The organism is Pseudomonas vanderleydeniana, from assembly GCF_014268755.2.
In the GTDB taxonomy this organism is placed as follows: Bacteria; Pseudomonadota; Gammaproteobacteria; order Pseudomonadales; family Pseudomonadaceae; genus Aquipseudomonas; species Aquipseudomonas vanderleydeniana.
Window position 1 is genome coordinate 1,074,615 of the sequence record NZ_CP077093.1, and the last position, 26,967, is coordinate 1,101,581.

29 protein-coding genes are annotated in these 26,967 nt (G+C 63.5%); 17 read left to right on the forward strand and 12 right to left on the reverse strand.

The window, feature by feature from the left end; all coding sequences use genetic code 11:
- Together HU752_RS04765 and HU752_RS04770 are read right to left on the reverse strand one after the other, a co-directional pair.
- Nucleotides 1-1,083, reverse strand: a complete 1,083-nt coding sequence (locus HU752_RS04765) for an endonuclease/exonuclease/phosphatase family protein (protein WP_186682569.1) — start codon at nt 1,081-1,083, stop codon at nt 1-3.
- A gap of 87 nt (nt 1,084-1,170) precedes the next feature.
- Nucleotides 1,171-1,836: a YciC family protein gene (locus HU752_RS04770; RefSeq protein ID WP_186682571.1), complete on the reverse strand. Its 666-nt coding sequence runs from the start codon at nt 1,834-1,836 to the stop codon at nt 1,171-1,173.
- Nucleotides 1,837-2,016: 180 nt separating this feature from the next.
- Here HU752_RS04770 and HU752_RS04775 point away from each other — a divergent pair, with 180 nt between their 5' ends.
- The 3 genes from HU752_RS04775 (at nt 2,017) to HU752_RS04785 (ending at nt 4,093) form a co-directional block, all read left to right on the forward strand.
- Entirely contained in the window at nt 2,017-2,775 is a 759-nt protein-coding gene (locus HU752_RS04775) for a DUF2076 domain-containing protein (protein ID WP_186682573.1), read from the forward strand.
- A 198-nt stretch (nt 2,776-2,973) separates the two neighbouring features.
- A complete protein-coding gene (locus HU752_RS04780) occupies nt 2,974-3,453 on the forward strand; it encodes a LabA-like NYN domain-containing protein (protein ID WP_186682575.1) in 480 nt (159 codons plus the stop codon).
- Between the two features lie 28 nt (nt 3,454-3,481).
- Complete coding sequence (locus HU752_RS04785; protein WP_186682577.1) at nt 3,482-4,093, forward strand: 3'-5' exonuclease; 612 nt, start codon at nt 3,482-3,484, stop codon at nt 4,091-4,093.
- Between the two features lie 33 nt (nt 4,094-4,126).
- On the opposite strand, the gene HU752_RS04790 is transcribed toward HU752_RS04785, so the two are convergent.
- Nucleotides 4,127-4,465 (reverse strand): type II toxin-antitoxin system RelE/ParE family toxin, encoded by a 339-nt coding sequence (locus HU752_RS04790; protein WP_186682579.1) that lies wholly within the window; start codon nt 4,463-4,465, stop codon nt 4,127-4,129.
- The gene (locus tag HU752_RS04795; RefSeq protein WP_186682581.1) at nt 4,462-4,698 is read right to left on the reverse strand and encodes a type II toxin-antitoxin system Phd/YefM family antitoxin; all 237 of its coding nucleotides are present in this window, start codon (nt 4,696-4,698) and stop codon (nt 4,462-4,464) included. Before HU752_RS04795 ends, HU752_RS04790 begins: the two co-directional genes overlap by 4 nt.
- A 730-nt stretch (nt 4,699-5,428) precedes the next feature.
- Here HU752_RS04795 and HU752_RS04800 point away from each other — a divergent pair.
- A complete protein-coding gene (locus HU752_RS04800) occupies nt 5,429-5,926 on the forward strand; it encodes a BRO-N domain-containing protein (protein ID WP_186682583.1) in 498 nt (165 codons plus the stop codon).
- Between the two features lie 238 nt (nt 5,927-6,164).
- On the opposite strand, the gene HU752_RS04805 is transcribed toward HU752_RS04800, so the two are convergent.
- Entirely contained in the window at nt 6,165-6,632 is a 468-nt protein-coding gene (locus tag HU752_RS04805) for an Lrp/AsnC family transcriptional regulator (RefSeq protein WP_186682585.1), read from the reverse strand.
- A 159-nt stretch (nt 6,633-6,791) separates the two neighbouring features.
- Here HU752_RS04805 and yedA point away from each other — a divergent pair, with 159 nt between their 5' ends.
- Nucleotides 6,792-7,682 carry a drug/metabolite exporter YedA gene (yedA, locus tag HU752_RS04810; RefSeq protein ID WP_186682587.1) on the forward strand — a complete coding sequence of 297 codons (891 nt, stop codon included), beginning with the start codon at nt 6,792-6,794 and terminating at the stop codon, nt 7,680-7,682.
- Between the two features lie 71 nt (nt 7,683-7,753).
- Nucleotides 7,754-9,091: an RNA helicase RhlE1 gene (gene rhlE1 / locus HU752_RS04815; RefSeq protein WP_186682589.1), complete on the forward strand. Its 1,338-nt coding sequence runs from the start codon at nt 7,754-7,756 to the stop codon at nt 9,089-9,091.
- Nucleotides 9,092-9,232: 141 nt separating this feature from the next.
- On the opposite strand, the gene HU752_RS04820 is transcribed toward rhlE1, so the two are convergent.
- Together HU752_RS04820 and HU752_RS04825 are read right to left on the reverse strand one after the other, a co-directional pair.
- A complete protein-coding gene (locus HU752_RS04820; protein WP_186682591.1) occupies nt 9,233-10,471 on the reverse strand; it encodes a TIGR03862 family flavoprotein in 1,239 nt (412 codons plus the stop codon).
- Nucleotides 10,472-10,805: 334 nt separating this feature from the next.
- Nucleotides 10,806-11,726, reverse strand: coding sequence for a histone deacetylase family protein (locus tag HU752_RS04825; protein ID WP_186682593.1), 921 nt, complete (start codon nt 11,724-11,726; stop codon nt 10,806-10,808).
- Nucleotides 11,727-11,819: 93 nt separating this feature from the next.
- Here HU752_RS04825 and HU752_RS04830 point away from each other — a divergent pair, with 93 nt between their 5' ends.
- From HU752_RS04830 to HU752_RS04840, 3 genes are all read left to right on the forward strand, one after another.
- Nucleotides 11,820-12,389 (forward strand): GNAT family N-acetyltransferase, encoded by a 570-nt coding sequence (locus HU752_RS04830; protein WP_186682595.1) that lies wholly within the window; start codon nt 11,820-11,822, stop codon nt 12,387-12,389.
- A gap of 126 nt (nt 12,390-12,515) precedes the next feature.
- Nucleotides 12,516-13,385, forward strand: a complete 870-nt coding sequence (tesB, locus tag HU752_RS04835) for an acyl-CoA thioesterase II (protein ID WP_186682597.1) — start codon at nt 12,516-12,518, stop codon at nt 13,383-13,385.
- The gene (locus HU752_RS04840) at nt 13,382-13,978 is read left to right on the forward strand and encodes an HAD family hydrolase (protein ID WP_186682599.1); all 597 of its coding nucleotides are present in this window, start codon (nt 13,382-13,384) and stop codon (nt 13,976-13,978) included. The genes tesB and HU752_RS04840 overlap by 4 nt, the downstream gene beginning before the upstream one ends.
- Nucleotides 13,979-14,212: 234 nt before the next feature.
- Here the strand turns inward: HU752_RS04840 and HU752_RS04845 are convergent, their stop codons facing one another.
- Both HU752_RS04845 and ypfJ read right to left on the reverse strand, forming a co-directional pair.
- Complete coding sequence (locus HU752_RS04845) at nt 14,213-15,166, reverse strand: alpha/beta hydrolase (RefSeq protein ID WP_186682737.1); 954 nt, start codon at nt 15,164-15,166, stop codon at nt 14,213-14,215.
- Between the two features lie 41 nt (nt 15,167-15,207).
- The gene (ypfJ, locus tag HU752_RS04850) at nt 15,208-16,101 is read right to left on the reverse strand and encodes a KPN_02809 family neutral zinc metallopeptidase (protein ID WP_186682601.1); all 894 of its coding nucleotides are present in this window, start codon (nt 16,099-16,101) and stop codon (nt 15,208-15,210) included.
- A gap of 160 nt (nt 16,102-16,261) precedes the next feature.
- Between ypfJ and pcaQ the strand changes: the two genes are divergently transcribed.
- The 3 genes from pcaQ (at nt 16,262) to pcaG (ending at nt 18,657) form a co-directional block, all read left to right on the forward strand.
- Nucleotides 16,262-17,191, forward strand: coding sequence for a pca operon transcription factor PcaQ (pcaQ, locus tag HU752_RS04855; RefSeq protein WP_186682603.1), 930 nt, complete (start codon nt 16,262-16,264; stop codon nt 17,189-17,191).
- Nucleotides 17,192-17,320: 129 nt separating this feature from the next.
- On the forward strand, nt 17,321-18,040 hold the full coding sequence (gene pcaH, locus HU752_RS04860) for a protocatechuate 3,4-dioxygenase subunit beta (protein ID WP_186682605.1): 720 nt from the start codon (nt 17,321-17,323) through the stop codon (nt 18,038-18,040).
- Between the two features lie 11 nt (nt 18,041-18,051).
- Nucleotides 18,052-18,657, forward strand: coding sequence for a protocatechuate 3,4-dioxygenase subunit alpha (pcaG, locus tag HU752_RS04865; RefSeq protein ID WP_186682607.1), 606 nt, complete (start codon nt 18,052-18,054; stop codon nt 18,655-18,657).
- Nucleotides 18,658-18,802: 145 nt separating this feature from the next.
- On the opposite strand, the gene HU752_RS04870 is transcribed toward pcaG, so the two are convergent.
- Nucleotides 18,803-20,059, reverse strand: a complete 1,257-nt coding sequence (locus HU752_RS04870; RefSeq protein ID WP_225920166.1) for an MFS transporter — start codon at nt 20,057-20,059, stop codon at nt 18,803-18,805.
- A gap of 426 nt (nt 20,060-20,485) precedes the next feature.
- On the opposite strand from HU752_RS04870, the gene quiC reads away from it, so the two are divergent.
- From quiC to HU752_RS04895, 5 genes are all read left to right on the forward strand, one after another.
- Nucleotides 20,486-22,396, forward strand: coding sequence for a 3-dehydroshikimate dehydratase QuiC (gene quiC / locus HU752_RS04875; protein ID WP_186682611.1), 1,911 nt, complete (start codon nt 20,486-20,488; stop codon nt 22,394-22,396).
- A gap of 106 nt (nt 22,397-22,502) precedes the next feature.
- Nucleotides 22,503-23,174 carry a TetR/AcrR family transcriptional regulator gene (locus HU752_RS04880; protein ID WP_186682613.1) on the forward strand — a complete coding sequence of 224 codons (672 nt, stop codon included), beginning with the start codon at nt 22,503-22,505 and terminating at the stop codon, nt 23,172-23,174.
- Nucleotides 23,175-23,282: 108 nt separating this feature from the next.
- Nucleotides 23,283-23,804: a helix-turn-helix domain-containing protein gene (locus tag HU752_RS04885; RefSeq protein ID WP_186682615.1), complete on the forward strand. Its 522-nt coding sequence runs from the start codon at nt 23,283-23,285 to the stop codon at nt 23,802-23,804.
- The gene (locus tag HU752_RS04890) at nt 23,801-25,072 is read left to right on the forward strand and encodes a type II toxin-antitoxin system HipA family toxin (RefSeq protein WP_186682617.1); all 1,272 of its coding nucleotides are present in this window, start codon (nt 23,801-23,803) and stop codon (nt 25,070-25,072) included. The genes HU752_RS04885 and HU752_RS04890 overlap by 4 nt, the downstream gene beginning before the upstream one ends.
- A 214-nt stretch (nt 25,073-25,286) precedes the next feature.
- Nucleotides 25,287-25,586, forward strand: coding sequence for a hypothetical protein (locus HU752_RS04895; protein ID WP_186682739.1), 300 nt, complete (start codon nt 25,287-25,289; stop codon nt 25,584-25,586).
- 11 nt (nt 25,587-25,597) lie between these two features.
- On the opposite strand, the gene HU752_RS04900 is transcribed toward HU752_RS04895, so the two are convergent.
- A complete protein-coding gene (locus HU752_RS04900; RefSeq protein ID WP_186682619.1) occupies nt 25,598-26,452 on the reverse strand; it encodes a shikimate dehydrogenase in 855 nt (284 codons plus the stop codon).
- A complete protein-coding gene (gene aroQ / locus HU752_RS04905; protein WP_017905348.1) occupies nt 26,449-26,898 on the reverse strand; it encodes a type II 3-dehydroquinate dehydratase in 450 nt (149 codons plus the stop codon). The genes HU752_RS04900 and aroQ overlap by 4 nt, the downstream gene beginning before the upstream one ends.
- Nucleotides 26,899-26,967: the final 69 nt, after the last annotated feature.

The window sequence follows — 26,967 nt, forward strand, 5'->3', positions numbered from 1 at the left end:
CTATTGCCCGGCCGGCAGCAGGAACCGCGCCACCAGTGGCAGGTGATCGGAGATCTTCAGCGTATCGTCCTGCCTCACCTGCGCCTCGACCCGGCGCATCTTCGCGCTGTAGAAGAAGTAGTCGAGCGTCCGGTCCGGGCCGCTGATGGCCGGGTTGTTCGGGTAGAAGGTCAGCCACTGCTCGCGGTCGATCCCGCTGGCCTCGTTGTTGCTCGGGATCATCGGGTACTTGTCCCACAGCACATGCAACTCGCTGTCCGCCGAATAGCCGCCGCGCAGGTTGGCCGGCAGGCGCAGGTACTGGCCCAGGGGCAGCAGGTTGAAGTCGCCGCCGATCAGCCACGGCGTGCCCTGGCTTTCGAGCTTGTCCAGCAGTTGGGTCGTTGCCTGGACCTGGCGCAACTGGGTGTCGTTCTGGGCAAAGGGCGCCAGTTGGGTGTTGATCACTGCCAGTTGGTCGCCATTGCTCAGTGGCAGGTAATTGAGCAGCAAGGCCGGGCGAGGCAGGAACTGGCGCTTGATCAGGTTGGCCGGAGCGAGGGGCAGTTGCAGGCGTTCGGCGTGCTCGACCTGGTAGCGGCTGAGGATCGCCAGCTTGCGGCCGACGCTGCCGAGGATGTGCCAGTCGGGCACGAAATCGGCCTTCCAGTCGAAGGCCTGCGTGCTGCACGGATACAGGTCGGCCACCCGCTCCAGGATCAGCTTGAGCTGGTCCTGGTAGGCGCTGGCCTTGGCGTTGTCGTCGACTTCCTGCAGCAGCACGAGGTCGGGTTTCTCGTCGCGAATCACCCGGGACACTTCATCGAGGCTGAAGGCCATGTCGGCCGGGGTCGGGCGTTCATCCTTGCCGTTACCGTCGGCTGTTTCATACCAGAACACATAGCGCTTGCCGGCCAGGTACTGGACGTTCCAGGTCATCACCTTGAGGGCCTGGCCCGCGACCAGCACCGGCGCCTGGGCGGTGCAACTGACCGGCAGGGTTTCCTTCTCGGCCGGCCGCCAGGTCAGGCTGTAGAGGGACAGGCCGAGCAGGGCGGCGACCAGGATGAGGCTCAGGCAGGTGTAATGGAGTGCACGGGTCATGGGCGCGGCTTATGACGTTGCAGTTGGTGTAGGAGCATACCCGACGGCCTTGTCTGCGGTTAACCCCCGTTCCTGGAGGCTGTCCGGTCAGTCCCGGTCAGCCTTTTCGCTGATCAGCATATACAGGCGGAAGAGCACCACGCTGGTAAACAGTTGTAAAAAACTGTGGGCGCTGTCGATGACCACCGTCAGTACAGGGTTCTGCGGCTCCGGGTAGAGGTTGGCACTGATGCCCTTGAGTATCCACAGCGGCGCCATGACACAGAGGATGCAGGTGAAGGTCAGCCAGAAATTCCCACGGCTGAGGCTGAAGCTCTCCTTCATCGCCCGCAGCGGTTCGCTGCGGTGCAGCACCAGGCGGTATTCGGAGAAGGCCAGCACCACGGTCAGCCAGATGCCGGGCAGGAAGTACAGCGACAGGCCCAGTACGGTCGCCACGGTGGTGGTCGCAGCCAGCAGCGCCATGCGCGGCCACAGGGTCAGGGCCGCCGCCAGCAGCACACGGTTGGGCGGGGTTTCTCCTGCGCGGGTGCGGGCATCGAGGAACAGGATCAGCGCCGCCGTGTACAGCGGGTAGATCACCAGCCCGGCCAGCAGGTCATAGGCGGCCGGGGCGTCGGGGCCGATGGCGGTGTCCAGCAGGTGCTGGAGCACGGTTTCGAGCACCACCAGGGGCAGGCAGAGCTGCGCGATCCGCCCCAGGTTGCGGCGGAAGAAATACAGGGAGTCGCGTAGTACGGTGAACGGAGTCATGGGGTCGCTATCAAGGTCAAAGCAAGGCGTCACTTTAACCGATGCGGCTGTCCGACACTCAAATGTAAACGTTGCGTAAGGATCATTGAAACTTCCTGCAACACCCCCATAACTGATGTACGTCCCTGCCACCGTTGGCCCGGACGACCGATTTCTACCCGGCAATCTGATGAGGTCGCCATGAATAGCGAAGAGCAAACCCTGATCGATGGACTGTTTTCACGGTTGCAACAAGCCGAAAAGGATTCAGCCCCGCGCGACGCCCTGGCCGAGGCGCGGATCAAGGAGCATCTGACGCGCCAGCCGGCTGCGCCGTACTACATGACTCAATCGATCCTGGTGCAAGAGCACGCGATCAAGAGTCTCGACGAGCAGAACAAGCAACTCCAGGCCCAGCTCCAGCAGCTCCAGGCCGAATTGCAACAGGCCCGTGCCCAGAGTGCGGCTCCGGCGCAGAGCAGCGGCGGATTCCTGTCGAGCATCTTCGGTGGCGGCAATCGCGAAGCAGCCCCTGCTCCGGCCCCTGGCAGCTCGGGTGGTGGTTGGCGTGAGCCGGCGCGCCCAGGTTTCAACGCCCAGCCGCAGCAGAACTACAACCCGCCACCCAGCTACGCGCCACAGCAGGCCGCTCCAGCCGCACCGGTCGGCAGCGGCTTCCTCGGTGGCGCGCTGAAAACCGCCGCGGGCGTTGCCGGTGGCGTGATGCTGGCCGAAGGTATCAGCAGCCTGTTCCGCCACAACCAGCAACCTCAGGTCATCGAGGAAATCATCGAGCCTGCGCCAATGAGCAACAACGATGGCTGGGGCAACGGTGGTGGCTGGAACGACGAGCAACGCATGGCCAACAACGACTCCTGGGGCAATAACGACCAGGGCGGTTTCCTCGACAGCGACTATAGCGACGACAGCTCTTTCTCTGACGACGATTCCTACGTCTGATCCTGCTTACGGTCCGGGGCGCCAATGCGCCCCGAATGCCGTTTTCCTCGCACCAAACCCGTCTTGCCGGCCATTTGCGGCCGGGCCGCCAGCCGTGATTGTTCGCGGAACCTTCCCCCATGCTGGCATACTGGGCGCCTGTTCGCTCTCGAGTGTCCGTCAGCCCGTCAGTGCGCGTTTGCGCCATGAGGATCCGCGGTGAAGAAAATCGCAGTGTTCGCCGATGTGCAGAACCTCTATTACACCGTTCGCCAGGCCTATGGTTGCCACTTCAACTATGCCGCCCTGTGGGCCGATATCAGCCAGCGCGGGGAGATCGTCGAGGCCTATGCCTACGCGATTGACCGGGGGGACAGCAAGCAGCAGCAGTTCCAGCAGATCCTGCGCAACCTGGGCTTCACGGTGAAACTCAAACCCTACATCCAGCGTAGCGATGGCTCGGCCAAGGGCGACTGGGACGTGGGCATCACCATCGACATCATGGACGCCGCGCCGAACGTCGACGAAGTCGTACTGGCCTCTGGCGACGGTGATTTCGACCTGTTGCTCGAACGTGTCATCGGCAAGCATGGGGTCGAGGCGGTGGCCTATGGCGTGCCGGGGCTGACGGCCAACTCGCTGATTCGCGCGGCAAGCCGCTACGTGCCGATCGAGGGCGCGTTGCTGTTGAAAAACTGAACAACCGATCATTGAAAGGGCAGGGCTTTTGGAACGTATTGCGGTCATCGACTTTGAAACCACCGGGATCTCGCCGAGCAGCAGTTGCCGGGCGACGGAAATTGCCGTGGTCATCCTGGAAGAAGGGCGCATCGTCGACCGTTACCAGAGCCTGATGAATGCTGGCGTGCGGGTCCCCGCGTTCATCGAGCAGCTGACCGGCATCAGCAACGCCATGCTGCGCACGGCACCCTCGGCCGAGCAAGTGATGAGCGAGGTCAACGAGTTCGTTGGCATCACGCCGCTGCTGGCGCACAACGCGGCGTTCGACCAGAAGTTCTGGGACTATGAGCTGTCGCGCATCAAGCGCACCCGCCTGCAGAACTTCGCCTGCTCACTGCTGCTGGCGCGCCGCCTGATGCCGGCGGCGCCGAACCACAAGCTCGGCACGCTGACGACTTATGCACAGCTACCGAACACCGGCAAGGCGCACCGGGCGATGGCCGATGCCGAGATGGCGGCGAACCTGCTGGCGCACATGGCCGGGGAACTGCGTGAAAAGCACGGGCTGCGGGAACTGTCCCATGACTTGCTGTGCAAGCTGCAGAAGGTGCCGGCGGCGAAGGTGGGGGAGCATTTGAAGCGGTATCGGGGAGCCTGAGTCAAACCAGGAGGAGTGTTGCCCGAAGACTCGTCAATCGAGATCTTTGATCAGGCAGTAATGCACCAGCCAATCCCTCACGTTTTGTGCCTGATTCAATACCAGGTGCACAACGGCTGTGTCGCTGGCGGCGTCATGGCTGTAGATAACCCGATAAGGGTTGTAATTCAGTTCTCGATACTGAATGGCCCCCAGTTCCGCAGCTTGCAGGCAGAGCTGTCCGGATTCCGGGTGATCGTTGAGTCGCTGTTCTACATCTTCCAGCTCACCAAAGTACTTTGAGGCGGCTTGATGGCCAACCTTGTCGGCTAGATAGAGTTCCTGCATGTCGATCGAGCGGATGGCGGCGTGGGTGAAAACCGTGCGGGTCATTTTCTGGATCGACGAGCGCGCATTTCGTCAGCCGTCAGGAACTTGCCTTCGGCATATTCGCGAGAGCTGATAGCCAGTAGCTTAACAAGGGCCAAGGCTTCATCCCGGCGAACTCGATCTTCATAGGATTCGACGACATAAGCCGGCTTGCCGTTCTGCGTAACGATCATCGGTTCTTGAAGGTCCAGATCGGATGCATGTGCTTTCAGGTAACTGATAGTTTCGACGCGCATGAGCGGCGGTCTCCATCGAGGTGCGAACGGTGTGTTGGAGTATCAGGCTGGGCCCGATGATCCTTGGCTAGGATGAACTTAATTCAGTCCGAATTTGAACCGCTCGTAAGGTTCTGTGCAAATTTGAACCGGGCGTGCCTTGGTGTCTGTGAGATTCCGTCTCTATGTCGCTTTCAGCCTGCGCTTTCATCCAGAGGTACCCATGCTGGAGTTTCATTAGCCTCAATGCGTGCCCTGACCCGTTGGATCAGTTCGTGCTCCACATCAAAGATTTCTTGATCGGCCCTTGCGTTGGCCTTCATTTCAACACCACTCAATGCTCGTACCTGGCCATCAGCCATTTGCAGAGGTAGGGATAGTATGGGGGAGATGGATAGGCCTGCACGGTACATACGGCTATTTTCCCGACTTTGGGAAATGTCGTACTTCTGGTAGCGACATGTGCTGTCTTTTCCGCGTGGTGTGTCGCCGCTAGCCTTTCTGCGTCATCGCCAAATCGGTGACAGGGCGTAGGAACCCTTGCTGACCTTTTCAGACGCTTTGCGTCCACCTCCTGATTGCGGCGCTTTTTTTATGCCCGGATAATCAGCAATGGTGGCCGTGCGCGGGCACGCTCTTGCGTGGCCGGGGTTGTCTGAAAACTCGGTTCCTACCCCGCGTACGGCTGCCACCCAAGTCCGTAGGAAGGCTTTTGGCAGCTTGATTTCAGACAGCCAAGAGTGATTCAAAAATGGAAAATTCCATTCTCGAAGCGCAAGTCGATATCAGCTTCGAACCCCATATTTTCACCCGCCACCACCTGAAACTCCGCGCCTTGCTCCTGCATGACGAAGCCTGGTTCTGCGCCCGCGATGTCGGGAAGCTGATGGGCATCGAATGGCACGAGCGCAAGGCGATCAAGCTCGATCCGGATCAGCGCCGTATCTTGAGCCTGCAAGGCAACAGCGGCGCTGAAGAGCATCTGATGCTCAGCGAGTCGGGTGTCTACGCGATGCTGGTCTATCACTATTTGCCGGAGAACCGCCACCTGCGCCAGTGGCTGACTCACCAGGTGCTGCCGATGCTGCGTGACCAGCCGCAACCGGCGCGGACCCAGGCCCCGAGCCTGGGCTTGCTGGAGTGGAGTGGTGGCGTGCTGAGCCTGCTGCACTGGCGCAAGGAGCCCTGGATTCGCCTGCGGGACATGCCGCAGGTGGTGCCAGTGGCCGGGAGTGGTTGTCTCTGGTGAGGGGCTGACCTGAATGATTCTATGGCGAGCGGGCTGGGCTTGTGTGGCGAGCGGGCTTGCCCGCGCTGGGACGCAAAGCGGCCCCGAAACCAGACAGCCGAGAACGCCCAGGCCACTGAGGTGTCCGGTTTTACGGCTGCTTCGCAGCCGAGCGCGGGCAAGCCCGCTCGCCACAAAAGCCCGATCGCCACATCCCCCTGGTCCGATCACCACAAGCTGGAGCCAGCTTCCCGTCTTGTCAGCCCTTGGCCTTGCCATTGCCGTTGCTCTCCAGATGCCCCAACGGCACCCGCGGCTCGATGGCGCTGGACAGCACGATCGAGGTCTTGCTGAAACCGAACTGGGCGATCCGGTTGATCAGTTCCTCCAGCTCGCTCATCGAGCCCACCGCCGCCTGCATGATCACGCAAGGATCACCTGTCACCCGGTGGCATTCGGTGATCTGCGGAATCTGCGCCAGTTCGTCGTAGGTCTGCTGCTTGCCATGCTGGTTCAAGCGCAATTCGATCACGCAGCGGATCGGCAGGCCGATCCGGTCCAGATCGACCTTGGCCTGGTAGCCGGTGATCACGCCGCTGCTTTCCAGCTTCGACACTCGCTCGGCCACGGCCGGGGCGGACAGGTTGACCTTGCGCGCCAGTTCGGCAAATGAAGCCCGGCCGTTTTCCAGCAGGGCTCCCAGGATCAAACGGTCGTACTTGTCCATCTACAAAGGCCTCTGCAACGCAAGCTTTCGAAAGCACGGGTTATACCCGTGATATCCGTGTTTTAGAAAGTGTACCGGCGTGATAACGCGGTTTTGTAACTTATTATTTGCCGATGGCCTTTCTAGAATAGCGTTCCCTTGTGCTGCCCTGAGCCTGCCATGCCTGCCCCTCGCCGCTTCCCGCTACCGTTGATCGGTGCCTTTTTCGCGTTGTATTTCATCTGGGGATCGACCTACCTGGCGATCCGTATCGGCGTGGAGTCCTGGCCACCGCTGATGATGGCCGGTATCCGCTTCGTGGTCGCCGGCGTCCTGATGTATGCCTACCAGCGCTGGCGCGGCGTGCCGGCGCCGACCTGGCAGCAGTGGAAGGCCGCTGCGGTGATCGGCGTGTTGCTGCTGACTTTCGGCAACGGGGCGGTGACCCTGGCCGAGCATATCGGCGTGGCCTCGGGTATCGCTGCGCTGACGGTGGCCACCGTGCCGCTGTTCACCCTGCTTTGCGGCTACTTCTGGGGTGGTCGCGCCACTCGCCTGGAGTGGGCCGGCATCGTCCTCGGGCTGATCGGTATCGGCCTGCTCAACATGGGTTCCAACCTGCAGGGCAGCCCGCTGGGTGCCGGCCTGATCCTGCTGGCGGCGGCCACCTGGTCCTTCGGCTCGGTGTGGAGCAAGCACCTGCCGCTGCCGCCTGGTGGCATGGCGAGTGCGGCGGAAATGCTGGTGGCGGGCGTGGTCCTGCTGCTGGCCAGTTTCGCCCGCGGCGAGCGCCTGGCCCAGATGCCCTCCGTCGAAGGCTGGGCGGTCATGGCCTACCTGGTGGTCTTCGGCTCGATCATCGCCTTCAACGCCTACATGTACCTGCTCAAGAATGTCCGTCCGGCGGCGGCCACCAGCTATGCCTACGTCAACCCGGCGGTGGCGGTGCTGCTGGGCATCCTGTTCGCCGACGAGCACATCGGTTGGCACGAGTGCATGGCCATGGCGGTGATCATCAGTGCCGTGGTGTTGATCGGTTTGCCGCAGTGGCGCAAGCCGAAAGGGGCCTGACAGGGTAAACTGCCGCGCATGGCTTCTTGCGCTGACTCTTTTCCTACGGTGCTCTTTTTTATGGTACTTGCATGACATTCGCCACTCTCGGCCTGATCGAACCCCTGACCCGGGCCCTGGACACTCTCGGCTACAAGGAGCCGACGCCGGTCCAGGCCCAGGCCATTCCCGCCGTGCTGGCCGGTCGCGACCTGATGGCCGCGGCCCAGACCGGCACCGGCAAGACCGCCGGTTTCGCCCTGCCATTGCTGCAACTGCTGGCGATGGAAGGCCCCAAGGTCGCGGCCAACTCGCTGCGCGCGCTGATCCTGGTGCCGACCCGCGAACTGGCCGAGCAGGTCCACGAAAGCGTTCGCCAGTACGCCGAGCACCTGCCATTGAGCACCTACGCGGTGTACGGTGGGGTCAGCATCAACCCGCAGATGATGAAGCTGCGCCGCGGCGTCGACCTGCTGGTGGCGACGCCCGGACGCCTGCTCGACCTGTTTCGCCAGAACGCGATCAAGTTCAACCAGTTGCAGACCCTGGTACTGGATGAGGCCGATCGCATGCTCGACCTGGGTTTCCAGGAAGAGCTGGGCAACATCTACCGGGCCCTGCCGAAGAAGCGCCAGACCCTGCTGTTTTCGGCGACGTTCTCCGATGCCATCCGCCTGCTGGCCGGGCAGACCCTGAACAACCCGTTGAGCATCGAGGTCAGCCCGCGCAACGTGGCGGCCAGCACCGTCAAGCAATGGGTGGTGACGGTCGACAAGAAGCGCAAGTCGGAACTGTTCGTGCACCTGCTGCGCAAGAACAAGTGGAAGCAGGTACTGGTGTTCGCCAAGACCCGCAACGGCGTCGACCAGCTTGTGGAAAAACTCCAGGGCCTGGGCGTGAGTGCCGACGGTATCCACGGTGACCGGCCACAGGCGACCCGCCAGCGCGCGCTGGACAGTTTCAAGCAGGGCGAAGTGCAGATCCTGGTGGCGACCGACGTCGCGGCCCGTGGCCTGGACATCGAGGATCTGCCGCTGGTGGTCAACCTCGACCTGCCGATCGTCGCCGAGGACTACGTGCACCGGATCGGTCGTACCGGTCGTGCCGGCTCCACTGGCGAGGCCATTTCCCTGGTGTGCGCCGATGAAGTGAACCTGCTGTCGGCGATCGAGACGTTGACCCGCCAGACCCTAAAGCGCCAGGACGAAGCAGGCTTCGAGCCTGATCACCGGGTGCCGGAGACGGATGCTTCGGGCAATGTGGTGAAGAAACCGAAGAAGCCGAAGAAACCCAAGGAGTCGGGGGGCGGCAAGCGCAACCTGGGACGTTGGGTGGACAGTGGCGAGAAGCCGGAAGACGTTGCGCCGCCGGTCAAGCCGGTGCGCAAGGTCCCGGCGTTCAACACTGGGCCGCGCAAGCGCAAGCCCTGACTCCGCTCTTTAGATCGCCCGATCGTTCCCACGCTCTGCGTGGGAATGCAGCCCGTGAGGCTCTGCGTCACAAGAGCGGACGCCGAGTGTCCAGAAAGGAGTTCCCACGCGGAGCCTGGGAACGATCAGGTTATGGGGTTTTCAGGGTTGGCGCCGTAGCCACTCCAGGATGCCTTTCCCCGCGACCCGCCCGCTGGCAAAGCAGGCGGTCAGCAGGTAGCCGCCGGTCGGCGCTTCCCAGTCGAGCATCTCACCGGCGCAGAACACTCCCGGCAGCGCCTTGAGCATCAGGTGCTCGTCCATCGCCTCGAATGTCACGCCACCGGCGCTGCTGATGGCCTCGTCCAGCGGACGGGTCGCCACCAGCTTCAATGGCAGGGCCTTTATCGCGCAGGCCAACTGCTCGGGATCGCCGAAGCAGGCGGCCTCCGTCAGCTCACGCAACAACGCCGCCTTGACCCCGTCGATACCCACTTGGCTGTGCAGGTGCTTGGCCATCGAGCGCGAGCCGCGTGGCTTGGCCAGCGCCGTGCGCAACTGCTCGCGGGTCTTGCCGGGCAGCAGGTCGATCTCGATCACGGCCGAGCCGTGCCGGTTGATCTGCTCACGAATTCCGGCGGACAGGGCATAGATCAGGCTGCCCTCGATCCCGCTGGCGGTGATCACGCATTCGCCCAGGCGCAGGGCATCGTGCTGCAGGCCGATGGCGACGTTCTTCAGCGGTGCGCCGGCGAACTTGTCCTTGAGCAGTTGGCTCCAGGCCTCGACCTCGAATCCGCAGTTGCTCGGTTGCAACTCCGCGACCCCGACCTCCTGTTGCTTCAGCAGTGGCAACCAGGCGCCATCGGAGCCCAGTCGGGCCCAACTGCCGCCGCCCAGGGCCAGCAAGGTGGCGTCGGCACTGACGAGCCGTTCACCGTCGGGGCTGTGGATAACCAGCTTGCCGTCCCGCCAGCCGGTCCAGCGATGGCGGGTGTGGATAACGACCCCGGCATCGCGCAGGCGCTTGAGCCAGGCGCGCAGCAGCGGGGCGGCCTTCATGTCGCTGGGGAACACCCGGCCGGAGGTGCCGACGAAGGTGGTTATCCCCAGGCCGTGAATCCACGCGCGCAGTTCATCGGCGCCGAAGGCCCGCAACATCGGCGCGATCTGCGCTGCCCGTTCGGCGTAACGGGAGAGAAAGGCCGGGTAGGGCTCGGAATGGGTGATGTTCATGCCACCGACGCCGGCCAGCAGGAACTTGCGCCCGACCGAGGGCATGCCGTCGTAGAGGTCGACCTGGATACCCGCCTGGCTCAGGACCTCGGCGGCCATCAGGCCGGCAGGGCCGCCGCCGATGATGGCGACGCGGGAAGGGGTATCGGGGGCTGAGCGGGTCATGAGGGCTACGAATCGGCTGGACGGGGCGCGTATTCTACGTTTTTCCACAGCCTTGTGCTGTGTGGGCGGTTGCGGACCTTTTCGCGGGCAAGCCCGGTGCCGACAGGATTTATGTCGTCCACAACCCACGAGTTTGACGCCCTCACTGTAGGAGCCGGGCTTGCCCGCGAATGGGCCCTCGCGCCTTGCACCCATCGATCGAAACGGCACGCCATCGGCATGTGTACGAAAAACATACAACCGTCCGTGAGCCTTGCCCGACAAGGCCTGTGCAGCCTTTCGCGCAGGTTATCCACAGGCGGTTCCACAGGCATTGTGGGTAAGCCTGCACAACTCAGTGACAGCCTGATGACGTCCAGACCCGCTGCGCGCTGTGATGGAGGATGCCATGACGGCGGGCCAGGGCCTGGCGATCCTTGCTGTAGCCGCCACCGATCACCCCGACCACCGGGATGTCGCGGCCCAGGCAGTGGCGCAGGACGTTTTCATCGCGGGCCGCCAGGCCTTCGTCGGTCAGTTTCAGGTAACCGAGGGCATCGTCCTTGTGCACGTCGACGCCGGCGTCGTACAGCACCAGGTCCGGTTGGTACAGCGGCAGCAGGTAGTTCAGCGTGTCATCGACCACCCGTAGGTAGTCGGCGTCGCCCATGCCCATCGGCAAGGGAATGTCCCAGTCGCTCCGGGCCTTGCGGGCCGGGAAGTTTTTCTCGCAGTGCAGCGAAACCGTAATGGCCTCGGGAGTGTCTTCAAGGATGCGGGCGGTGCCGTCGCCCTGGTGGACGTCGCAATCGAAGATCAGGACCCGGTTCACGCGCCCGCTCTCGAGGAAATAGCGGCTGATCACCGCGAGGTCGTTGAAGATGCAGAAACCTGCCGGGTGGTCGTAGTGGGCGTGGTGCGTGCCGCCGGCCAGATGGCAGGCCAGGCCGTGCTGCAGGGCCTGTTCGGCGGCCAGCAGCGAGCCGCCGACCGCCCGCACGGTACGCTGTGCCAGGGCTTCGTTCCAGGGCAGGCCGAGGCGGCGCTGGTCCTCGCGGGACAGTTCCCCGGCCATGTAGCGTTCGATGTAGTCGCGGTCATGGGCCAGGGCGAGGATCTCCACAGGGCAGATCTGCGGCCGCAGCAGCGCCGCGTCACTGGTCAGGCCGCTGTCCACCAGGTGATCGCGCAGCAGGCGGAACTTGTCCATGGGGAAACGATGCTCCGGTGGAAACTCCGGGCTGTAGTCATCGTGGTAGATCAGTGGCAGCGGCATGGTGATTTCGTGTAGGAATAAGTGAAGGATCTTATCAGCGCGATACACTTGCGGGCAGGAAACAGCGTGACAAGGAATGCTCGAGGGGGAGTGATGAAGCCGATACTGGAACTTGAGAGTGCGCGTCTGCTGTTGCGCCAGTGGCGTGATGACGACTTGCCGGAATTTGCCCGGATGTGCGCCGATCCTCAAGTGATGCGCCATTTTCCGGTGGCCTTGAGCCGCCTGGAAAGCGCCGCGTTGATCGGTCGCATCCGCGGCCATTTCGCCGAGCACGGCTTTGGCCTGTGGGCCCTGGAACGCAAGGACACCGGGGCGTTCATCGGTCTGACCGGGCTGGCCCACGTCAACTTCGACGCCGACTTCACCCCGGCGGTGGAAATCGGCTGGCGCCTGGCCCACGAACACTGGGGCCTGGGCTACGCCAGCGAGGCCGCCTGGACCGCCTTGCGTTGCGCGTTCGACCGCCTGGCGCTGGAGGAAGTGGTGGCGTTCACCACCGAAGCCAATACCCCTTCGCAGAAGGTCATGCAGGCGATCGGCATGCACTACGACCCGGCGGCGGATTTCGAGCACCCCAAGCTGGCCGAGGACCATCCGCTGCGCAAGCACGTGCTGTACCGCATCAGCCGCGACCAGTGGCTGGAAACCCTGCACGGCTAGCGTTTACGGGCCCAGGTGCCGCAAACGCTGTATCATTTACGGCATGAGTGCTGTCATCGAACAGCGAATGACCTCGACCGCCGCGGCCAAGACCCGGCGGCATTGCCCTGTGTGAGGAGCGTTTTGATGAGCCAAGTGCTGGAAGACCTGGTCGACTTGCTGACCCTGGAATCTATCGAGGAAAACCTCTTTCGTGGGCGCAGCCAGGACCTGGGCTTTCGCCAGCTGTTCGGCGGCCAGGTCCTGGGCCAGTCGCTGTCGGCGGCGAGCCAGACCGTGGAGGATGCGCGACATGTGCATTCGCTGCACGGTTATTTCCTGCGCCCTGGCGATGCGGCCCTGCCGGTGGTGTATTCGGTTGACCGCGTGCGCGACGGCGGCAGCTTCAGCACCCGGCGCGTGACCGCGATCCAGAAGGGCCACCCGATCTTCACCTGCAGTGCGTCGTTCCAGTACGACGAAAAGGGTTTCGAACACCAGAGCAGCATGCCGCAGGTGGTCGGGCCGGAGAACCTGCCCTCGGAGCTGGAGATCACCCGCCAGCGCGCACACCTGATCCCCGAGCACATGCGCGACAAGCTGCTGTGCCCCAAGCCGATCGAAGTGCGCCCGGTGACCGAGAAGGATCCCTACAACCCGCAGCCGGCTGATCCGATCAAGTATGTCTGGTTCCGTGCCGACGGTGCCCTGGCCGACATCCCGGCCCTGCACAAGTACCTGTTGGCCTATGCCTCGGACTTCGGCCTGCTGACCACCTCGATGCTGCCCCATGGCAAGTCGGTGTGGCAGAAGGATATGCAGGTCGCCAGCCTTGACCACGCGCTGTGGTTCCACGCCGACCTGCGTGCCGACGACTGGCTGCTGTACGCGATGGACAGCCCCTGGGCCGGCAACTCCCGCGGCTTCTCCCGCGGCAGCGTGTACAACCGGGCCGGCGTGCTGGTGGCGTCGGTGACCCAGGAAGGCCTGATTCGTCATCGCAAGGATTGGGCATGAGCCTGGCTGATGTGCGGCACTGGGTGTTCGACATGGACGGCACCCTGACCGTCGCCGTGCATGATTTCGCGGCGATTCGCGTGGCCCTGTCGATTCCCCCGGAAGATGACATCCTCACCCACCTGGCGGCCCTGCCGGCCGATGAGGCGGCGGCCAAGCATGCCTGGCTGCTGGAGCACGAGCGCGACCTGGCGCTGGGCTCGAAGCCGGCGGCGGGCGCGGTGGAACTGGTGCGAGAGCTGGCCGGGCGCGGTTATCGCCTGGGCATCCTGACGCGCAATGCCCGCGAATTGGCGCACGTCACGCTGGAGGCGATCGGCCTGGCCGACTGCTTTGCCGTCGAGGACGTGTTGGGCCGCGACGATGCGCCGCCCAAGCCGCACCCGGGTGGGCTGTTGAAACTGGCCGCGAGCTGGGACGTGGCGCCGAGCGAGATGGTGATGGTCGGCGACTACCGTTTCGATCTCGATTGCGGCCGCGCGGCCGGCACCCGGACGGTGCTGGTGAACCTGCCGGACAATCCCTGGCCGGAACTGGCCGACTGGCATGCCGAGGATTGTGCTGCACTGCAGCGGATGCTGTCTGCTCGATAACGCTTGTGCTTTTTGTGGCTTCAGCAGCACGGTAGGGCACCGCTGTGGCGAGCGGGCTTGTCGGGACGCCGCACCGCCGCACCGCCGCGCTGGGGCGCGAAGCGGCCCTGAAGCCAGGGTGCATAGGCTGCCTGGTGTCACGAGGTCGCTGGCTTTACGGCTGCCGTGCAGCCGAGCGCGGGCAAGCCCGCTCGCCACGCCCATTCCGCAGCCAGACCTCCAATCTTTATGCGGCTATTGGTTGAACAACACCTTCTGCCCCTGCGGCGAGGTGAACATCCGGTTGCCGTCATGCCCCACGCCGGGCACTTCCACCAGCCTTTGCGCCAGGCCCTGCGGATGCCGTTGCTGCAGATAGTCGAAGTAGTTGTGCCCACGCAGCAGCCGATAGGCACCCTGGGCTTCGGCCGCGCAACTCTTGTCCAGCGCCGGGTGGTTCGGGTCGGTGTCTTTCTGCCCGAGCAGGTAGGTGACATCGCGCTGCACGTAGGTCTGCTCCAGTAGCGCCGGCGATTGCTCCGTGACGTAGGCCGGCAGGTTCTGCAGGCCATATTTCCAGTCGTTGAAGCCCGGGCAACCGGCCGGGTCGAAGCCCTTCGCCGGTCGTTGGGCGCTGAAATAGGCGTAGGACGACGGATTGGCGACCACATAGCGCAAGCGGATGCCGCTACCGGCCAGTTGCGCGTCGCCGTGCCCGACCAGGGCGTAGCGCTGGACCACCTGCCCGCCGCCGGAGTGCCCGGCAATCACCACCTCGCGCAGTGCCGGGAATTTCTTGCGATTGCCCAGGCGGGCCAGGACTTCATCCAGCGCCGCATAGGAACTCATCGGCGCGGAACCGGTGGTGCTCTCGCCGGCCATCCAGTCATTGCCGTGCCAGCGCAACAGACGGTCGGGCAGGTGATTGCGCCGTACATCGCTGTCGTTGAGGAACTGCGGTGCGATGATCAGCGTGCTGCTCTCCTGGCCGGCCTGGGAGGTGGCCGTTTCGGCGCTCCTGAGGTAGGTCATGGCATTGCGCAGGCGGCCGTGGACGATGATCAGCACACGCTGTACATCGGGCATCGGTCCCTGCCAGTCGCGATTGAGGCCGACGCTCAACTCCCCGGCCGACAGTTTCAAATGATCGGGGCTGACCTCCTTGACCCCGTGTTCAGCCGCTCCCACCTGTCCGGCGCTGGCGCACATCCCCAGCAACAGCGCACCCGGCAGGAGCCGGTTGGGCCTGTTCACAGATTTCTTGCGGCAAAGGTATCGCATTGACTGAGTTGCCCCTGGGCGAAGCCGACCTTGAACCAGCGCACCCGCTGCGCGGACGTGCCGTGGGTGAAGGAGTCGGGGACCACGCGGCCCTGACCCTGTTGTTGCAGGCGATCATCACCGATTGCGTTGGCGGCGTTCAAGGCTTGCTCCACGTCGCCGGGTTCCAGCCAGTGCAGGCGTTGTTGCGCGTGCCAGGCCCAGACCCCGGCCAGGCAGTCGGCCTGCAACTCCTGGCGCACCAGCAGGCCGCCGTCGCCTTCCATTCGCCGCCCCCGCTGGCGGGCCGCCTGGATCTTGGCCGAGACGCCGAGCAGCGTCTGCACGTGATGACCGACTTCGTGGGCGATCACATAGGCCCGGGCAAAATCGCCGGCGGCCTTGAAGCGCTGGGACATCTCGCGGAAGAAATCCAGGTCCAGGTAGACCCGCTGGTCTGCCGGGCAGTAGAACGGCCCGGTGGCTGACGAGGCAAGCCCGCAGGCCGAGTTGACCCGACCTCTAAACAGCACCAGCGTCGGATCCCGATACTGACGCCCGGCCTGCTGGAAGATCTGGCCCCAGGTGTCCTCAGTGTCGCCGAGAATGGCCCGAACGAAGTCCGCCTGTTCGTCATTGGCCGGTGGCGCCTGGCGCGTCTGCGTGGTGGCGGGCACCGAGGCCTGCTGGCCCAGCTGGCCGCTGAGTTGTCCGAGGATCTGCATCGGGTCCTGGCCGGTCAGCAGGCCGATGCCGACGATCAAGACCACCGCCGTCAGGCTCAGGCCCTTGCCGCCGCCGAAACGTAGGCCGCCACCACCGGCATTGTCGTCGTCGCGAGCATCCACCACGTTGTCGCTGCGTCGTCCCTTTTTCCAGAGCATGGGGGAGTCCTCCCGTCTTTGTGCCATTTGAGTGTCGTTGCCGCGACGCGACACCGCCAGTCCGATCATCAGACCGCGGATTTGCTGCAGAATCCGCCGCCGGCGCTGAATATCGGAGACAATGGCCACAGTCCCGATTCGCCCCGGAGCCCGTCGCCTCGTGAACATCGATAGCCGCATCAAATTCCGTCACCTCGTGTGCTTTCTCGAAATGGCCCGCCAGGGCAGCCTGGCGCGGGCGGCGGATGTCATGGCGGTGAGCCAGCCGGCGATGTCGAAGACCCTCAAGGAGTTGGAGGAACTGCTGGAGACCAGCCTGTTCGTGCGCAGCAAGAGCGGCATCAGCCTGACCGAGGCCGGAGTGGCCTTCCTGCGTTATGCCGGGCCGTCGGTACAGACCCTGCGCGAGGGCGTGCAGGCCTTGCGCGAAGGCGAGTACGCGGCCGGCGTGGTGCGCCTCGGCGTGCTGTCGACGGTGGAAAGCCTGCTGGTTCCGGAGGTGGTGCGGCGCCTGCACGAGCGCCATCCGGCGCTGGTGGTCAGCGTGGTGACCGGGCCGAGTGCCTACCTGCTCTCGCAACTGCGGGTCGGTGACGTCGACCTGGTGGTCGGGCGGATGACCGACAGCCCGGAGATCCAGGGGCTGACCTTCGAGCACCTGTACAGCGAATCCATGACCCTGGTGGCTCGCCCCGATCATCCCCTGCTGCAGGGCGTGCTGGATCGTACGGCGGTGGAAAATTTCCCGCTGGTGCTGCCGCTGGCGGGCACCACCATCCGCAAGTTCGCCGACAGCCTGTTCGTGCAGTGTGGCCTCAGCCCGTCGCGACAGCGGCTGGAGACCCTGTCGGTGGCCCTGAGCCGGCGTTATGTGTTGTCCAGCGCGGCGTTATGGTTGGCACCGCTGGATGCGGTGCGCCTGGACCTGGCACGGGGCGAGCTGCGCGAGATCGACCTCGGGCAGCGTGAACCGGGTGGTTCGGTGGGGATTTCGAGCAACGCCAGCCTGCCGCTGTCGCTGGCCGCGCAATGGTCGGTGGACGTGTTGCGGGAAGTCGGGCAGGCCTATCGTGAAGGGCTTTATCCATAACCATTTGGTTATGGAATGGGCCGGGCTTTTCAATTTTCAGCGGTTCCCTGTTGGGGCAGGCTGCAAGCGCGTGATTTGCAGTGTGTAGCGTGCAGCTACCTTTCCCGATAAAAACAACAGGAGACCGACATGTCTGAAGCAGACAGCAGTCGTTTTGTCATTCGTGACCGTAACTGGCACCCCAAGGCCCTGACCCCCGACTACAAGACCTCCATTGCCCGCTCCCCGCGCCAGGCGCTGGTGAGCATTCCTCAGTCGGTCAGCGAAAGCACCGGCCCGGACTTCTCCCATCTGAAATTCGGCCGTTTCGACAACGACCTGCTGCTCAATTTCAACAACGGTGGCCTGCCGGTGGGCGAGCGCATCATCCTTGCCGGCCGGGTCTGCGATCAGTACGGCAAGCCGATTCCCCACACCCTGGTGGAAATCTGGCAGGCCAACGCCGGTGGTCGCTACCGGCACAAGAACGACCGTTACCTGGCGCCCCTGGACCCGAACTTCGGCGGTGTCGGCCGCGCGTTGACCGACCGTGATGGCACCTACACCTTTCGCACCATCAAGCCCGGCCCCTACCCATGGCGCAATGGGCCGAACGACTGGCGCCCGGCGCATATCCACGTGTCGATCAGCGGCCCGTCGATTGCCACGCGGCTGATCACCCAGCTGTATTTCGAAGGCGACCCGCTGATCCCGATGTGCCCGATCGTCAAGTCGATCGCCAACCCCGAAGCGGTGCAGAGCCTGGTCGCCCGGCTCGACATGGGCAACGCCAATCCGATGGATTGCCTGGCCTATCGCTTCGACATCGTGCTGCGCGGCCAGCGCAAGACCCACTTCGAAAACTGCTGAGGAGACCGACCATGCCTGTTCAACTGCTCATGGAAACCCCGTCCCAGACCGCCGGTCCCTACGTACACATCGGCCTGGCGCTGGCGGCCGCCGGCAACCCGCCGCGCCCCGAGGAAATCTGGAACCGGATGGCCCGGCCCGAGGCGCCCGGCGAACATATCCTGGTGTTCGGCAACGTCTATGACGGCAACGGCCACCTGGTACGCGACTCCTTCCTGGAGTTCTGGCAGGCCAACCACGAAGGGGTCTACGACAGCGCGTTCGATTCGGAGAAGGCCTTCAACAGTTTCGGCCGTACCGCGACCACCTTCGATGCGGGGGAATGGACCCTGGAGACCATCAAGCCGGGCGTGGTGAACAACGCCGCCGGTGTGCCGATGGCGCCGCATATCAACGTTTCGCTGTTCGCCCGGGGGATCAACATCCACCTGCAGACCCGCCTGTATTTCTCCGACGAGGCCGAGGCCAACGCCACATGCCCGGTGATCAACCTGATCGAGCAGCCGCAGCGTCGCGAGACCCTGATTGCCCAGCGCTGCGAGGTGAATGGACGGACGGCCTACCGGTTCGATATCCGCATCCAGGGTGAGGGTGAGACGGTGTTCTTCGACTTCTGATGCAGGTGTGGCGATGCTGGGCATCGCCATTGTGGAAGCCAGCTGTCTTCAACTCCCCTGCGATGAGCGGTCGGATGCTGGCCGCCTTTGGCGGTTCGCGTCGGACCGCCGCGAAGAGGTCCTCAAGCCCTACCCCCACCAGAAATCACTCAGCCAGCTTCGGAATCTCGCGCGGCGCCATGAAGTACATCCAGGTCAGCGCCAGGAAGTACATTGCCGGGATCAGCGTGAACAGCACCGCGTAGTTGTTGTTGGTGGTGGTCAGGATGTAGCCCACCAGCTGCGTCATGAACATTCCGCCGATCGCCGCGCACATGCCGCCGAAGCCGAACACCGTGCTCATCATGTGCTTGGGCGTGTAGTCCATCACCAGGCTCCAGATGTTCGCGGTCCAGGCCTGGTGCGCGCCGATGGCCAGGGAGATTGCGCCCACTGCGACCCACAGGTGGCTGGACCCGGCGGCCAGCACCACGCCGATGATGCAGCAGGCGAACAGCAGCATCGACAGCAGGCGGGCACGGATCGGGTTCATCCCGCGACCGATCAGGAACGAGGAGAGAATGCCGCCACCCACGCTGCCGAAGTCGGCGGTCAGGTAGATGATGATCAGCGGAATCCCCATCTGCGTCACGCTGATGCCCAGGTTGTATTGCTGGTTCAGGAACGGCGGCAGCCAGTACAGGTAGAACCAGAACACCGGCGCGGTCAGCGAGTAGGCCAGGGCGAAGGCCCAGGTGCCGCGCATGCGCAGGATCCGCGAGAACGGCACGCCGGGTTGCTCCGGCTCGACTTCCTTCTGGATGTAGGCCAGTTCCGCGGCGTTCACCGACGGGTGATCTTCCGGGTTGAAGTACTTCAGGCCCCAGAACAGCAGCCAGATTCCGCCCAGCGCGGCCATGCACAGGAAAGCCGCCTGCCAGCCCCAGACCTGCAGGACGATCGGCAGCAGCATCGGGGTGAACATCGCCCCGACGTTGGTCCCGGCGTTGAAGATGCCGGTGGCCACGGCCCGCTCGCCGGCAGGGAACCACAGGCGGGTGGTCTTCACGCAGGCCGGGTAGTTGGCAGCCTCGGTCAGGCCGAGGATGAAGCGGCAGAGCATGAAGCCCATGGCCGAGGTCGCCAGGCCATGGGCGCCGGTCGCCAGGCTCCACAGCAGCACGGCGCAGAAGAACACCTTTTTCACGCCCAGGCGGTCGATCAGCCGGCCTTGCAGGACGAAGCCGACGGCATAGCCGACCTGGAACCAGAAGTTGATGTTGGCGTAGTCCATCGCCGTCCAGTTCATGGCCTTGGCGAGGATAGGCTGCATGACGCCGAGGGCGGCACGGTCGATGTAGTTCAGGGTGGTGGCGAAGAACACCAGGGCCAGCATGCCCCAGCGGGTGGAGCCGACGGCCATGGCGCCGCGAAGTTTGGCGGCAATGCCGCCGCGGGTGCTGCCCTGGGTCACAGGGGAGCTTTGCGAGGTTGAAAGCATGAGCGATTACCCGTTTTTTGGAATTGTCTGGCTGGGTTTGCGGAACGTTTTAAACACTGCCTTGGCCCGGATGATGGTGCGCAGCGGGCAAAAGACCGTCAATTCGCAGCGGAGCATTGTGGTCGATAATCGCACACAAAACTAACTGGTTCGTACACTTTGATTGAAGTCGTCGCCCGGCTGCATCAATAATCCGGTCACTTCCCGAGGCCCACTGAAGCTCATTCTGTGGGAGCCGGATGGCTGGCGATAGCGGTCTGTCAGTCAACATGACCATCGACGAATGCCTCCGCACCCTCGGTTTCGGTCCGTGTCCACAATAAGAAGCCCATTGCCGGGAGACGATTCATGCAGCGTTCCATAGCCACCGTGTCCCTGAGCGGCACCCTGCCGGAAAAACTCGATGCCATCGCCGCCGCCGGCTTCGATGGCGTGGAGATTTTCGAAAACGATCTGCTGTACTACGACGGCAGCCCCCGGGAAATCCGCCAGATGTGCGCCGACCTGGGCATCGCCATCACGCTGTTCCAGCCTTTCCGCGATTTCGAGGGCTGCCGCCGCGATCGCCTGGCGCGCAACCTGGAGCGGGCCGAGCGCAAGTTCGACCTGATGCAGGAACTGGGCACCGACCTGGTGCTGGTCTGCAGCAACGCCTCGGCCGACAGCCTGGGCGAGCGGCAGATCCTGGTCGACGACCTGCGCCTGCTCGCCGAGCGCGCGGGTGCCCGTGGCCTGCGTATCGGCTACGAGGCCCTGGCCTGGGGCCGGCACGTCAACACCTACCAGCAGGTCTGGGACATCGTCCGCCAGGCCGATCATCCGAGCCTGGGCGTGTTGCTCGACAGCTTCCACACCCTGTCGCTCAAGGGCGATCCGAGCGCCATCACGCAGATTCCCGGCGACAAGATCTTCTTCGTGCAGATGGCCGATGCGCCAATCCTGGCGATGGATGTGCTGGAGTGGAGCCGGCATTTCCGCTGCTTCCCCGGGCAGGGCGAGTTCGACTTGCCGGGGTTCCTCGCACCGATCATCAAGAGTGGCTACACCGGGCCGTTGTCCCTGGAAATCTTCAACGACGGCTTCCGTGCCGCACCACCGCGGGCCAATGCCGCCGATGGCTTGCGTTCGCTGCTCTACCTGGAAGAGAAAACCCGTGAGCGATTGGCCCGGGAAAGCACGCCGGTGGCCAATCTCGACACGTTGTTCGCACCGCCGCCGGTCAGCGAGAACGACGGGATCGAGTTCCTCGAATTCGCCGTGGACGAAAGCCTGGGCGCCAAGCTGACCCACTGGCTGGAGCGCCTGGGCTTCAGCAAGGCCGGCCAACATCGCTCGAAAAGCGTCAGCCTGCTGCGCCAGGGCGATATCAACCTGATCCTCAACTCCGAGCCCTATTCCTTCGCCCACAGCTTTTTCGAGGCCCATGGGCCGTCGTTGTGCGCCACCGCGATCCGGGTCAAGGACAGTGCCAGCGCCCTGGCCCGGGCAGTGGCCTACAAGGGCCAGCCGTATCGTGGCCTGGTCGGCCCGAATGAGCTGGAGCTGGCCGCGGTGCGTGCCCCGGACGGCAGCCTGATCTACCTGGCCGACCCGGAAACGACCGGGCAGAAGCTCTACGAAACCGACTTTCACCTGTTGCCTGTCGCACCGTCGCAGGCCGGCCTCAAGCGCATCGACCACATGGCCATGGCGCTGCCGGCCGACAGCCTCGACAGCTGGGTGCTGTTCTACAAGAGCCTGCTGGACTTCGAGGCGGATGACGAAGTGGTGCTGCCCGACCCCTATGGCCTGGTCAAGAGCCGGGCGCTGCGCAGCCGCTGCAGTTCGATCCGCCTGCCGCTGAATATTTCCGAGAACCGCAATACGGCGATTTCCCACGCGCTGTCGAGTTATCGCGGCTCCGGTGTGCACCATATCGCCTTCGATTGCGAGGACATCTTCGCCGAAGTCCGGCGAGCCAAGGAAGCCGGGGTGCCGCTGCTGGATATTCCGCTCAACTACTACGACGACCTGGCGGCGCGTTTCGATTTCGACGACGAGTTCCTCAGCGAACTGGCCTACTACAACGTGCTGTATGACCGCGATGCCCAGGGCGGCGAGCTGTTCCACGTGTACACCGAGCCCTTCGAGGGGCGATTCTTCTTCGAGATCCTGCAGCGCCGCAACGGTTATGCAGGCTATGGCGCGGCCAACGTCGCGGTGCGCCTGGCCGCCATGGCCAAGTCCCGCAGTGGTGCGGCCCGTCACGCACGGCTCTAGTGGCCGGAGCAGGGAGATGAATTGACCTGTCTCCCTGCTTCCTTCGCGGTGGCACGCGGCCCATAATCGCCCACATCCGCCAAGATGGCCGTGAGCCTGAGTAACCATGACTTCAGAACTATCCGCCACGGCCGACGCCTCCGTCGTCGTGCCGCGCAAGAGTCGCAAGAACAACCCCGAGAAGACCCGCGAGAACATCCTCCAGGAAGCCATCGTCGAGTTCGTCCAGCAGGGCCTGGCCGGTGCGCGTGTCGACGCGATCGCCGAGCGCACCCACACCTCGAAACGGATGATCTACTACTACTTCGGGAGCAAGGAGCAGCTCTACGTCGAGGTGCTGGAAAAACTCTACGGCGACATCCGCAGCACCGAGAGTCGGCTGAACCTGACGGAGCTGGAGCCACGCGAGGCGATCCGCCGAATGGTCGAGTTCACCTTCGACCACCACGATCAGAACGTCGATTTCGTGCGCATCGTCAGCATCGAGAACATCCACAAGGGCGAGTACGTCAAGCAGTCCGGGGCTATCCGCTCGTTGAACGTGACCATTCTCACGGCGCTCGGCGAAATCCTCGAGCGTGGCGCACAGCTGGGCGTGTTCCGCAGCGGCCTCGACCCGCTGGATGTGCACATCCTGGTCAGTTCGTTCTGTTTCTACCGGGTTTCGAACCGCCATACCCTCGGGGCCCTGTTCCCGATCGACCTGCCGAACGAGGAGGTCAAGGCGCGGCACCGGGAGATGATCTGCGAGGCGGTGCTGAGGTATCTGCAGGCCTGAGAGCCTTGTCTTCCCCTGCGCGCCTGTCGTCAGGTCCGGCCGCGGTTATTGTCATTGAGTGCTATTATTCTGGCTGTTATCGCTGAAAAGTGAAGGAATATTAGCACTATGGCAAAGAAGACTGCGCCGCTGCTACCGGTCACGACTCAACTGCTCTCCGATCTCGGGGAGCGGCTCAAACTTGCCCGTTTGCGGCGCAAACTGACTGCCAGGCAGGTTGCCGAGCGTGCCGGCATGTCCTTGATGACGTTGCGTTCCCTGGAGTCTGGCGGGGCCGGTGTGACCATCGGGGCTTATCTTTCGGTGATGCAGGTGCTTGGATTGGAAAGGGATCTGGACAAGGTGGCGGCAGATGATGAGGTCGGTCGTCATCTGCAGGATGCCCAACTGGTCCGGCCTGCCCGGTCGGGCACTGGCAGGCCGCGCCCTGCTTCTCGCGCCGGGCGCTCGGAACCGTCGCTCGTCTCTGTTGGGCAGGTGGCAGAGCAGGACGCTGCCCCGACTGACCGGCAGGACCAGCCGTTTGAATTCTCCAGCAACACACAAGCGCTATCCCAATTGGTCTCGAAGAAGCTATCCAGCACTCTGGCGAAAAAGCCAGGACGCAAACCTGTGGCAGGTGACGAATGACCGAGATTGCTGTGTATGCCGATTGGGAAGGGTTACTGGGCCCTAGGCGCCTGGGTGTCTTGCATGTCAGGAGAATCAGGGGCAGCGATGTGTTCGAGTTCGAGAATGACCGCAAGGCATTGAGCGATCCAGACCTGAATGCCATTCCCCTGGATCCTCGTATTCGTTTATTCGAGGGGCCCCAGTACCCGGCTCCGCACCAGAGTCGGTTTGGCGTGTTTGCCGATTCCAGTCCGGACCGCTGGGGTCAGTTATTGATGAAGCGGCGCTTGGAACGTGATATTCGCGAAGGCTTGGTTCCCAAGGGGAGCAAACTTCAGGAGTCCGATTTCCTGCTGGGTGTCCATGACCGCTATCGGGTGGGGGCCATTCGCTACAGGCTTGATGATGAAGGCCGCTTTCTGGATGATCGCGAAGGTGTTGCCGCTCCTCCTTTTGTGCAGCTTCGAGCACTGGAGCGTGCCAGTCGCGCCCTGGAAGCGGATTTGGACAATACGGCCGTCGAAGGAGGCGACTGGTTGAGAATGTTGATTGCTCCCGGCGGTTCACTGGGCGGAGCCAGACCCAAAGCCAGTGTCGTCGACGATGATGGCCATCTATGGATTGCGAAGTTTCCCAGCATACGCGATGACCATGATGTAGGCGGTTGGGAGATGCTGGTCAACGCCCTGGGGGACAGTTGTGGGTTGCGTGTGGCGAGCGGTAGGGCCCATCGGTTTGGCAGCGACCATCATTGTTTCATGGTCAAGCGTTTTGATCGGACCGATACGGGAGGGCGCCTGCACTTTGCCTCGGCCATGACTCTGACCGATCGGGTCGACGGTGATGATGCGTCGGTGGGCGCAAGCTATCTGGAGTTGGCGCAGGTGCTGATCAGGCAGGGAGCACACACGAGTGCGGATCTGCGTGAGTTATGGTCGCGAATCGTCTTTAACATCCTGGTTTCCAACACCGATGATCACCTTCGCAACCATGGCTTCATCCTTGAGCCGGGCCGAGGCTGGAGATTGTCTCCGGCCTATGACTTGAACCCTGCCCCCCATGCTGATGGCCTGAAGCTCAATATCACTGACGCAGACAATGCTCTGGATCTTGAGCTTGCACGGGAAGTAGCCGGATATTTTCGTGTACGACGTGATGATGCCGAAGACATTATCAGTGACTTTCGAGAAGTGGTCCGGCAATGGCCTGTGGTGGCCGATGCACTGGGCCTGCCGAAAAGAGAACAGGACCGTATGGCGCCTGCGTTCCGACTGGCGGCCGGCTAGACGCTTGCCATCGGGGAGACTTTTATCGCGCATTCCGAGCACTGTCTCACACTCTGAGATTCGTCACTGCAGCCTACTCCTGGGTTCTGGTTACACTGCTGGCTAGTGGATACTTCACTCACAAGGATGAGAAATGTTTTTCTGCCCTCAGTTCAGGGTTCTGTCCTCGGATTTTCGGCGATCCCATGTGCGGGTATTGTTCGGCTGGTTGGCAATGGTTGCCCTGTCGGCAGCGGGACTGACTGGCTGCACTTCGCCGCCATCGCTCTCGGCCACTGTCGAGCCCGGTGTGGAAATGGGCGACAGCTACGCCCGGGTGCTGGCCGTGGTCAGTCGCAACAACACGGTGACCAGGACGATCGAAGGCCAGGCCTTGCGTGCCGAGGGTTATTCGCCGATGTTCAAGGATTGTCGCAGCAAGTACTTCATCTTCCAGGGCGACAAGGGCCTGCAGCAGGTACGCCTCGAACCGGCGCCGCACCTGTCGGTGCAGCGCGATTGCCGTCGGCCCTGACAGAGCGGGCCCTACAGACTCTGGAAGTGTTCCAGCATCCGCTGCGAGTCCGGCGTCACGCCGCTGAACAGCTCGAATGCCTTGACCGCCTGGAACACCGCCATGGTCCCGCCATCGAGGGTGCGGCAGCCCAGGGCGCGGGCGTTGCGCAGCAGTTCGGTTTCCAGCGGGAAGTAGACGATTTCCGCCACCCACAGTTCGGCCCGCAGCAGTTCCAGAGGGACTGGCATGCCGGGCAGCTTGGCCATGCCCATTGGCGTGGTGTTGACCAGGCCGTCGGCCGTCGCCATGGCCGTCGGCAGGTCGCTGCCAGCCCGTGCCCGGTCGGCGCCGAAGTGCTGGTTGAGGTTGTCCGCCAGGCTGCGGGCCCGCTCGGCGTCCACGTCGAAGATCGTCAGTCGTTTCACGCCTTCGGCGAGCAGGGCGTGGGCCACTGCGGCACCGGCGCCGCCGGCGCCCATCTGCACCACACGCTCCACGGCTACCCCTTGCAGGCCACGCCGGAAACCTTCGGCGAAGCCCAGGCAGTCGGTGTTGTGGCCGACCCGCTTGCCATCCTTGAGCACCACCGTGTTCACCGCACCGATGCCCCGGGCCTCGGGGGACAGCTCATCGAGCAGCGGGATGATCGCCTGCTTGCACGGGAAGGTGATGTTCAGGCCGGTGAACGCCATGCGCTCGGCGGACTGCAGCAGTTCGGGCAGGGCGTTGACGTCCAGTTGCAGCACGTCCAGGTCGATCAGCCGGTACAGGTAGCGCAGCCCCTGGGCATCGCCCTCGCGCTCGTGCATGGCGGGGGTACGCGAGGCCTGGATGCCGGCGCCGATCAGGCCGGCCAATACCGTGATGGAGGTGGCCTGGCTCATGGCTGCGCTCCCTTGAGCGTCTGGCTGAAATAATCGAGCGCCAGGCGGTAGCCGTGGCTGCCGAAACCGCACATCACCGCCTTGGCGATGCCCGAGACGAAGGAGTGATGGCGAAACGGCTCGCGGGCATGGACGTTGGACAGGTGGACTTCGATCACTGGCAGTTCGCTGGCCACCAGCGCGTCGCGGATTGCCACCGAGGTGTGGGTCCAGGCGGCCGGGTTGATGATGATGCCGGCGCAGCGGCCACGGGCCGCGTGGATCCAGTCGAGCAACTCGCCCTCGTGATTGGTCTGGCGGAACTCCACGGTCAGGCCCAGTTCGGCTGCCGTGCGTCCGCACAGCGCGGAAAGGTCCGCCAGGGTTTCATGGCCGTAGGTCGCCGGTTCGCGGGTTCCCAACAGGTTCAGGTTGGGGCCGTTGAGCACCAGCACGATAGGGGGCATGGGCAAGTCTCCATTGTTGTTTTTGGCTTGGACCGCAAGGGAATCGGGTCTGCATGAATAAAATGTACT

What these genes read in the sequence shown, in the direction of transcription:
- HU752_RS04870 (WP_225920166.1), bottom strand. Translation starts at nt 20,059, where the DNA reads ATGGCCGTCGGCTCCACCCGCTGGGGCATGCTGGCCCTGGTGTTCTTC.
- HU752_RS04795 (WP_186682581.1), bottom strand. Translation starts at nt 4,698, where the DNA reads ATGCGCGTCGAAACTATCAGTTACCTGAAAGCACATGCATCCGATCTG.
- HU752_RS04770 (WP_186682571.1), bottom strand. Translation starts at nt 1,836, where the DNA reads ATGACTCCGTTCACCGTACTACGCGACTCCCTGTATTTCTTCCGCCGC.
- HU752_RS04820 (WP_186682591.1), bottom strand. Translation starts at nt 10,471, where the DNA reads ATGACCCGCTCAGCCCCCGATACCCCTTCCCGCGTCGCCATCATCGGC.
- quiC (WP_186682611.1), top strand. Translation starts at nt 20,486, where the DNA reads ATGCAGCGTTCCATAGCCACCGTGTCCCTGAGCGGCACCCTGCCGGAA.
- HU752_RS04775 (WP_186682573.1), top strand. Translation starts at nt 2,017, where the DNA reads ATGAATAGCGAAGAGCAAACCCTGATCGATGGACTGTTTTCACGGTTG.
- HU752_RS04840 (WP_186682599.1), top strand. Translation starts at nt 13,382, where the DNA reads ATGAGCCTGGCTGATGTGCGGCACTGGGTGTTCGACATGGACGGCACC.
- ypfJ (WP_186682601.1), bottom strand. Translation starts at nt 16,101, where the DNA reads ATGCTCTGGAAAAAGGGACGACGCAGCGACAACGTGGTGGATGCTCGC.
- HU752_RS04805 (WP_186682585.1), bottom strand. Translation starts at nt 6,632, where the DNA reads ATGGACAAGTACGACCGTTTGATCCTGGGAGCCCTGCTGGAAAACGGC.
- HU752_RS04895 (WP_186682739.1), top strand. Translation starts at nt 25,287, where the DNA reads ATGGTTGCCCTGTCGGCAGCGGGACTGACTGGCTGCACTTCGCCGCCA.
- HU752_RS04800 (WP_186682583.1), top strand. Translation starts at nt 5,429, where the DNA reads ATGGAAAATTCCATTCTCGAAGCGCAAGTCGATATCAGCTTCGAACCC.
- HU752_RS04880 (WP_186682613.1), top strand. Translation starts at nt 22,503, where the DNA reads ATGACTTCAGAACTATCCGCCACGGCCGACGCCTCCGTCGTCGTGCCG.
- HU752_RS04830 (WP_186682595.1), top strand. Translation starts at nt 11,820, where the DNA reads ATGAAGCCGATACTGGAACTTGAGAGTGCGCGTCTGCTGTTGCGCCAG.
- aroQ (WP_017905348.1), bottom strand. Translation starts at nt 26,898, where the DNA reads ATGCCCCCTATCGTGCTGGTGCTCAACGGCCCCAACCTGAACCTGTTG.
- pcaH (WP_186682605.1), top strand. Translation starts at nt 17,321, where the DNA reads ATGTCTGAAGCAGACAGCAGTCGTTTTGTCATTCGTGACCGTAACTGG.
- HU752_RS04790 (WP_186682579.1), bottom strand. Translation starts at nt 4,465, where the DNA reads ATGACCCGCACGGTTTTCACCCACGCCGCCATCCGCTCGATCGACATG.
- rhlE1 (WP_186682589.1), top strand. Translation starts at nt 7,754, where the DNA reads ATGACATTCGCCACTCTCGGCCTGATCGAACCCCTGACCCGGGCCCTG.
- HU752_RS04890 (WP_186682617.1), top strand. Translation starts at nt 23,801, where the DNA reads ATGACCGAGATTGCTGTGTATGCCGATTGGGAAGGGTTACTGGGCCCT.
- HU752_RS04885 (WP_186682615.1), top strand. Translation starts at nt 23,283, where the DNA reads ATGGCAAAGAAGACTGCGCCGCTGCTACCGGTCACGACTCAACTGCTC.
- HU752_RS04900 (WP_186682619.1), bottom strand. Translation starts at nt 26,452, where the DNA reads ATGAGCCAGGCCACCTCCATCACGGTATTGGCCGGCCTGATCGGCGCC.
- HU752_RS04765 (WP_186682569.1), bottom strand. Translation starts at nt 1,083, where the DNA reads ATGACCCGTGCACTCCATTACACCTGCCTGAGCCTCATCCTGGTCGCC.
- HU752_RS04825 (WP_186682593.1), bottom strand. Translation starts at nt 11,726, where the DNA reads ATGCCGCTGCCACTGATCTACCACGATGACTACAGCCCGGAGTTTCCA.
- yedA (WP_186682587.1), top strand. Translation starts at nt 6,792, where the DNA reads ATGCCTGCCCCTCGCCGCTTCCCGCTACCGTTGATCGGTGCCTTTTTC.
- tesB (WP_186682597.1), top strand. Translation starts at nt 12,516, where the DNA reads ATGAGCCAAGTGCTGGAAGACCTGGTCGACTTGCTGACCCTGGAATCT.
- HU752_RS04845 (WP_186682737.1), bottom strand. Translation starts at nt 15,166, where the DNA reads ATGTGCGCCAGCGCCGGACAGGTGGGAGCGGCTGAACACGGGGTCAAG.
- pcaG (WP_186682607.1), top strand. Translation starts at nt 18,052, where the DNA reads ATGCCTGTTCAACTGCTCATGGAAACCCCGTCCCAGACCGCCGGTCCC.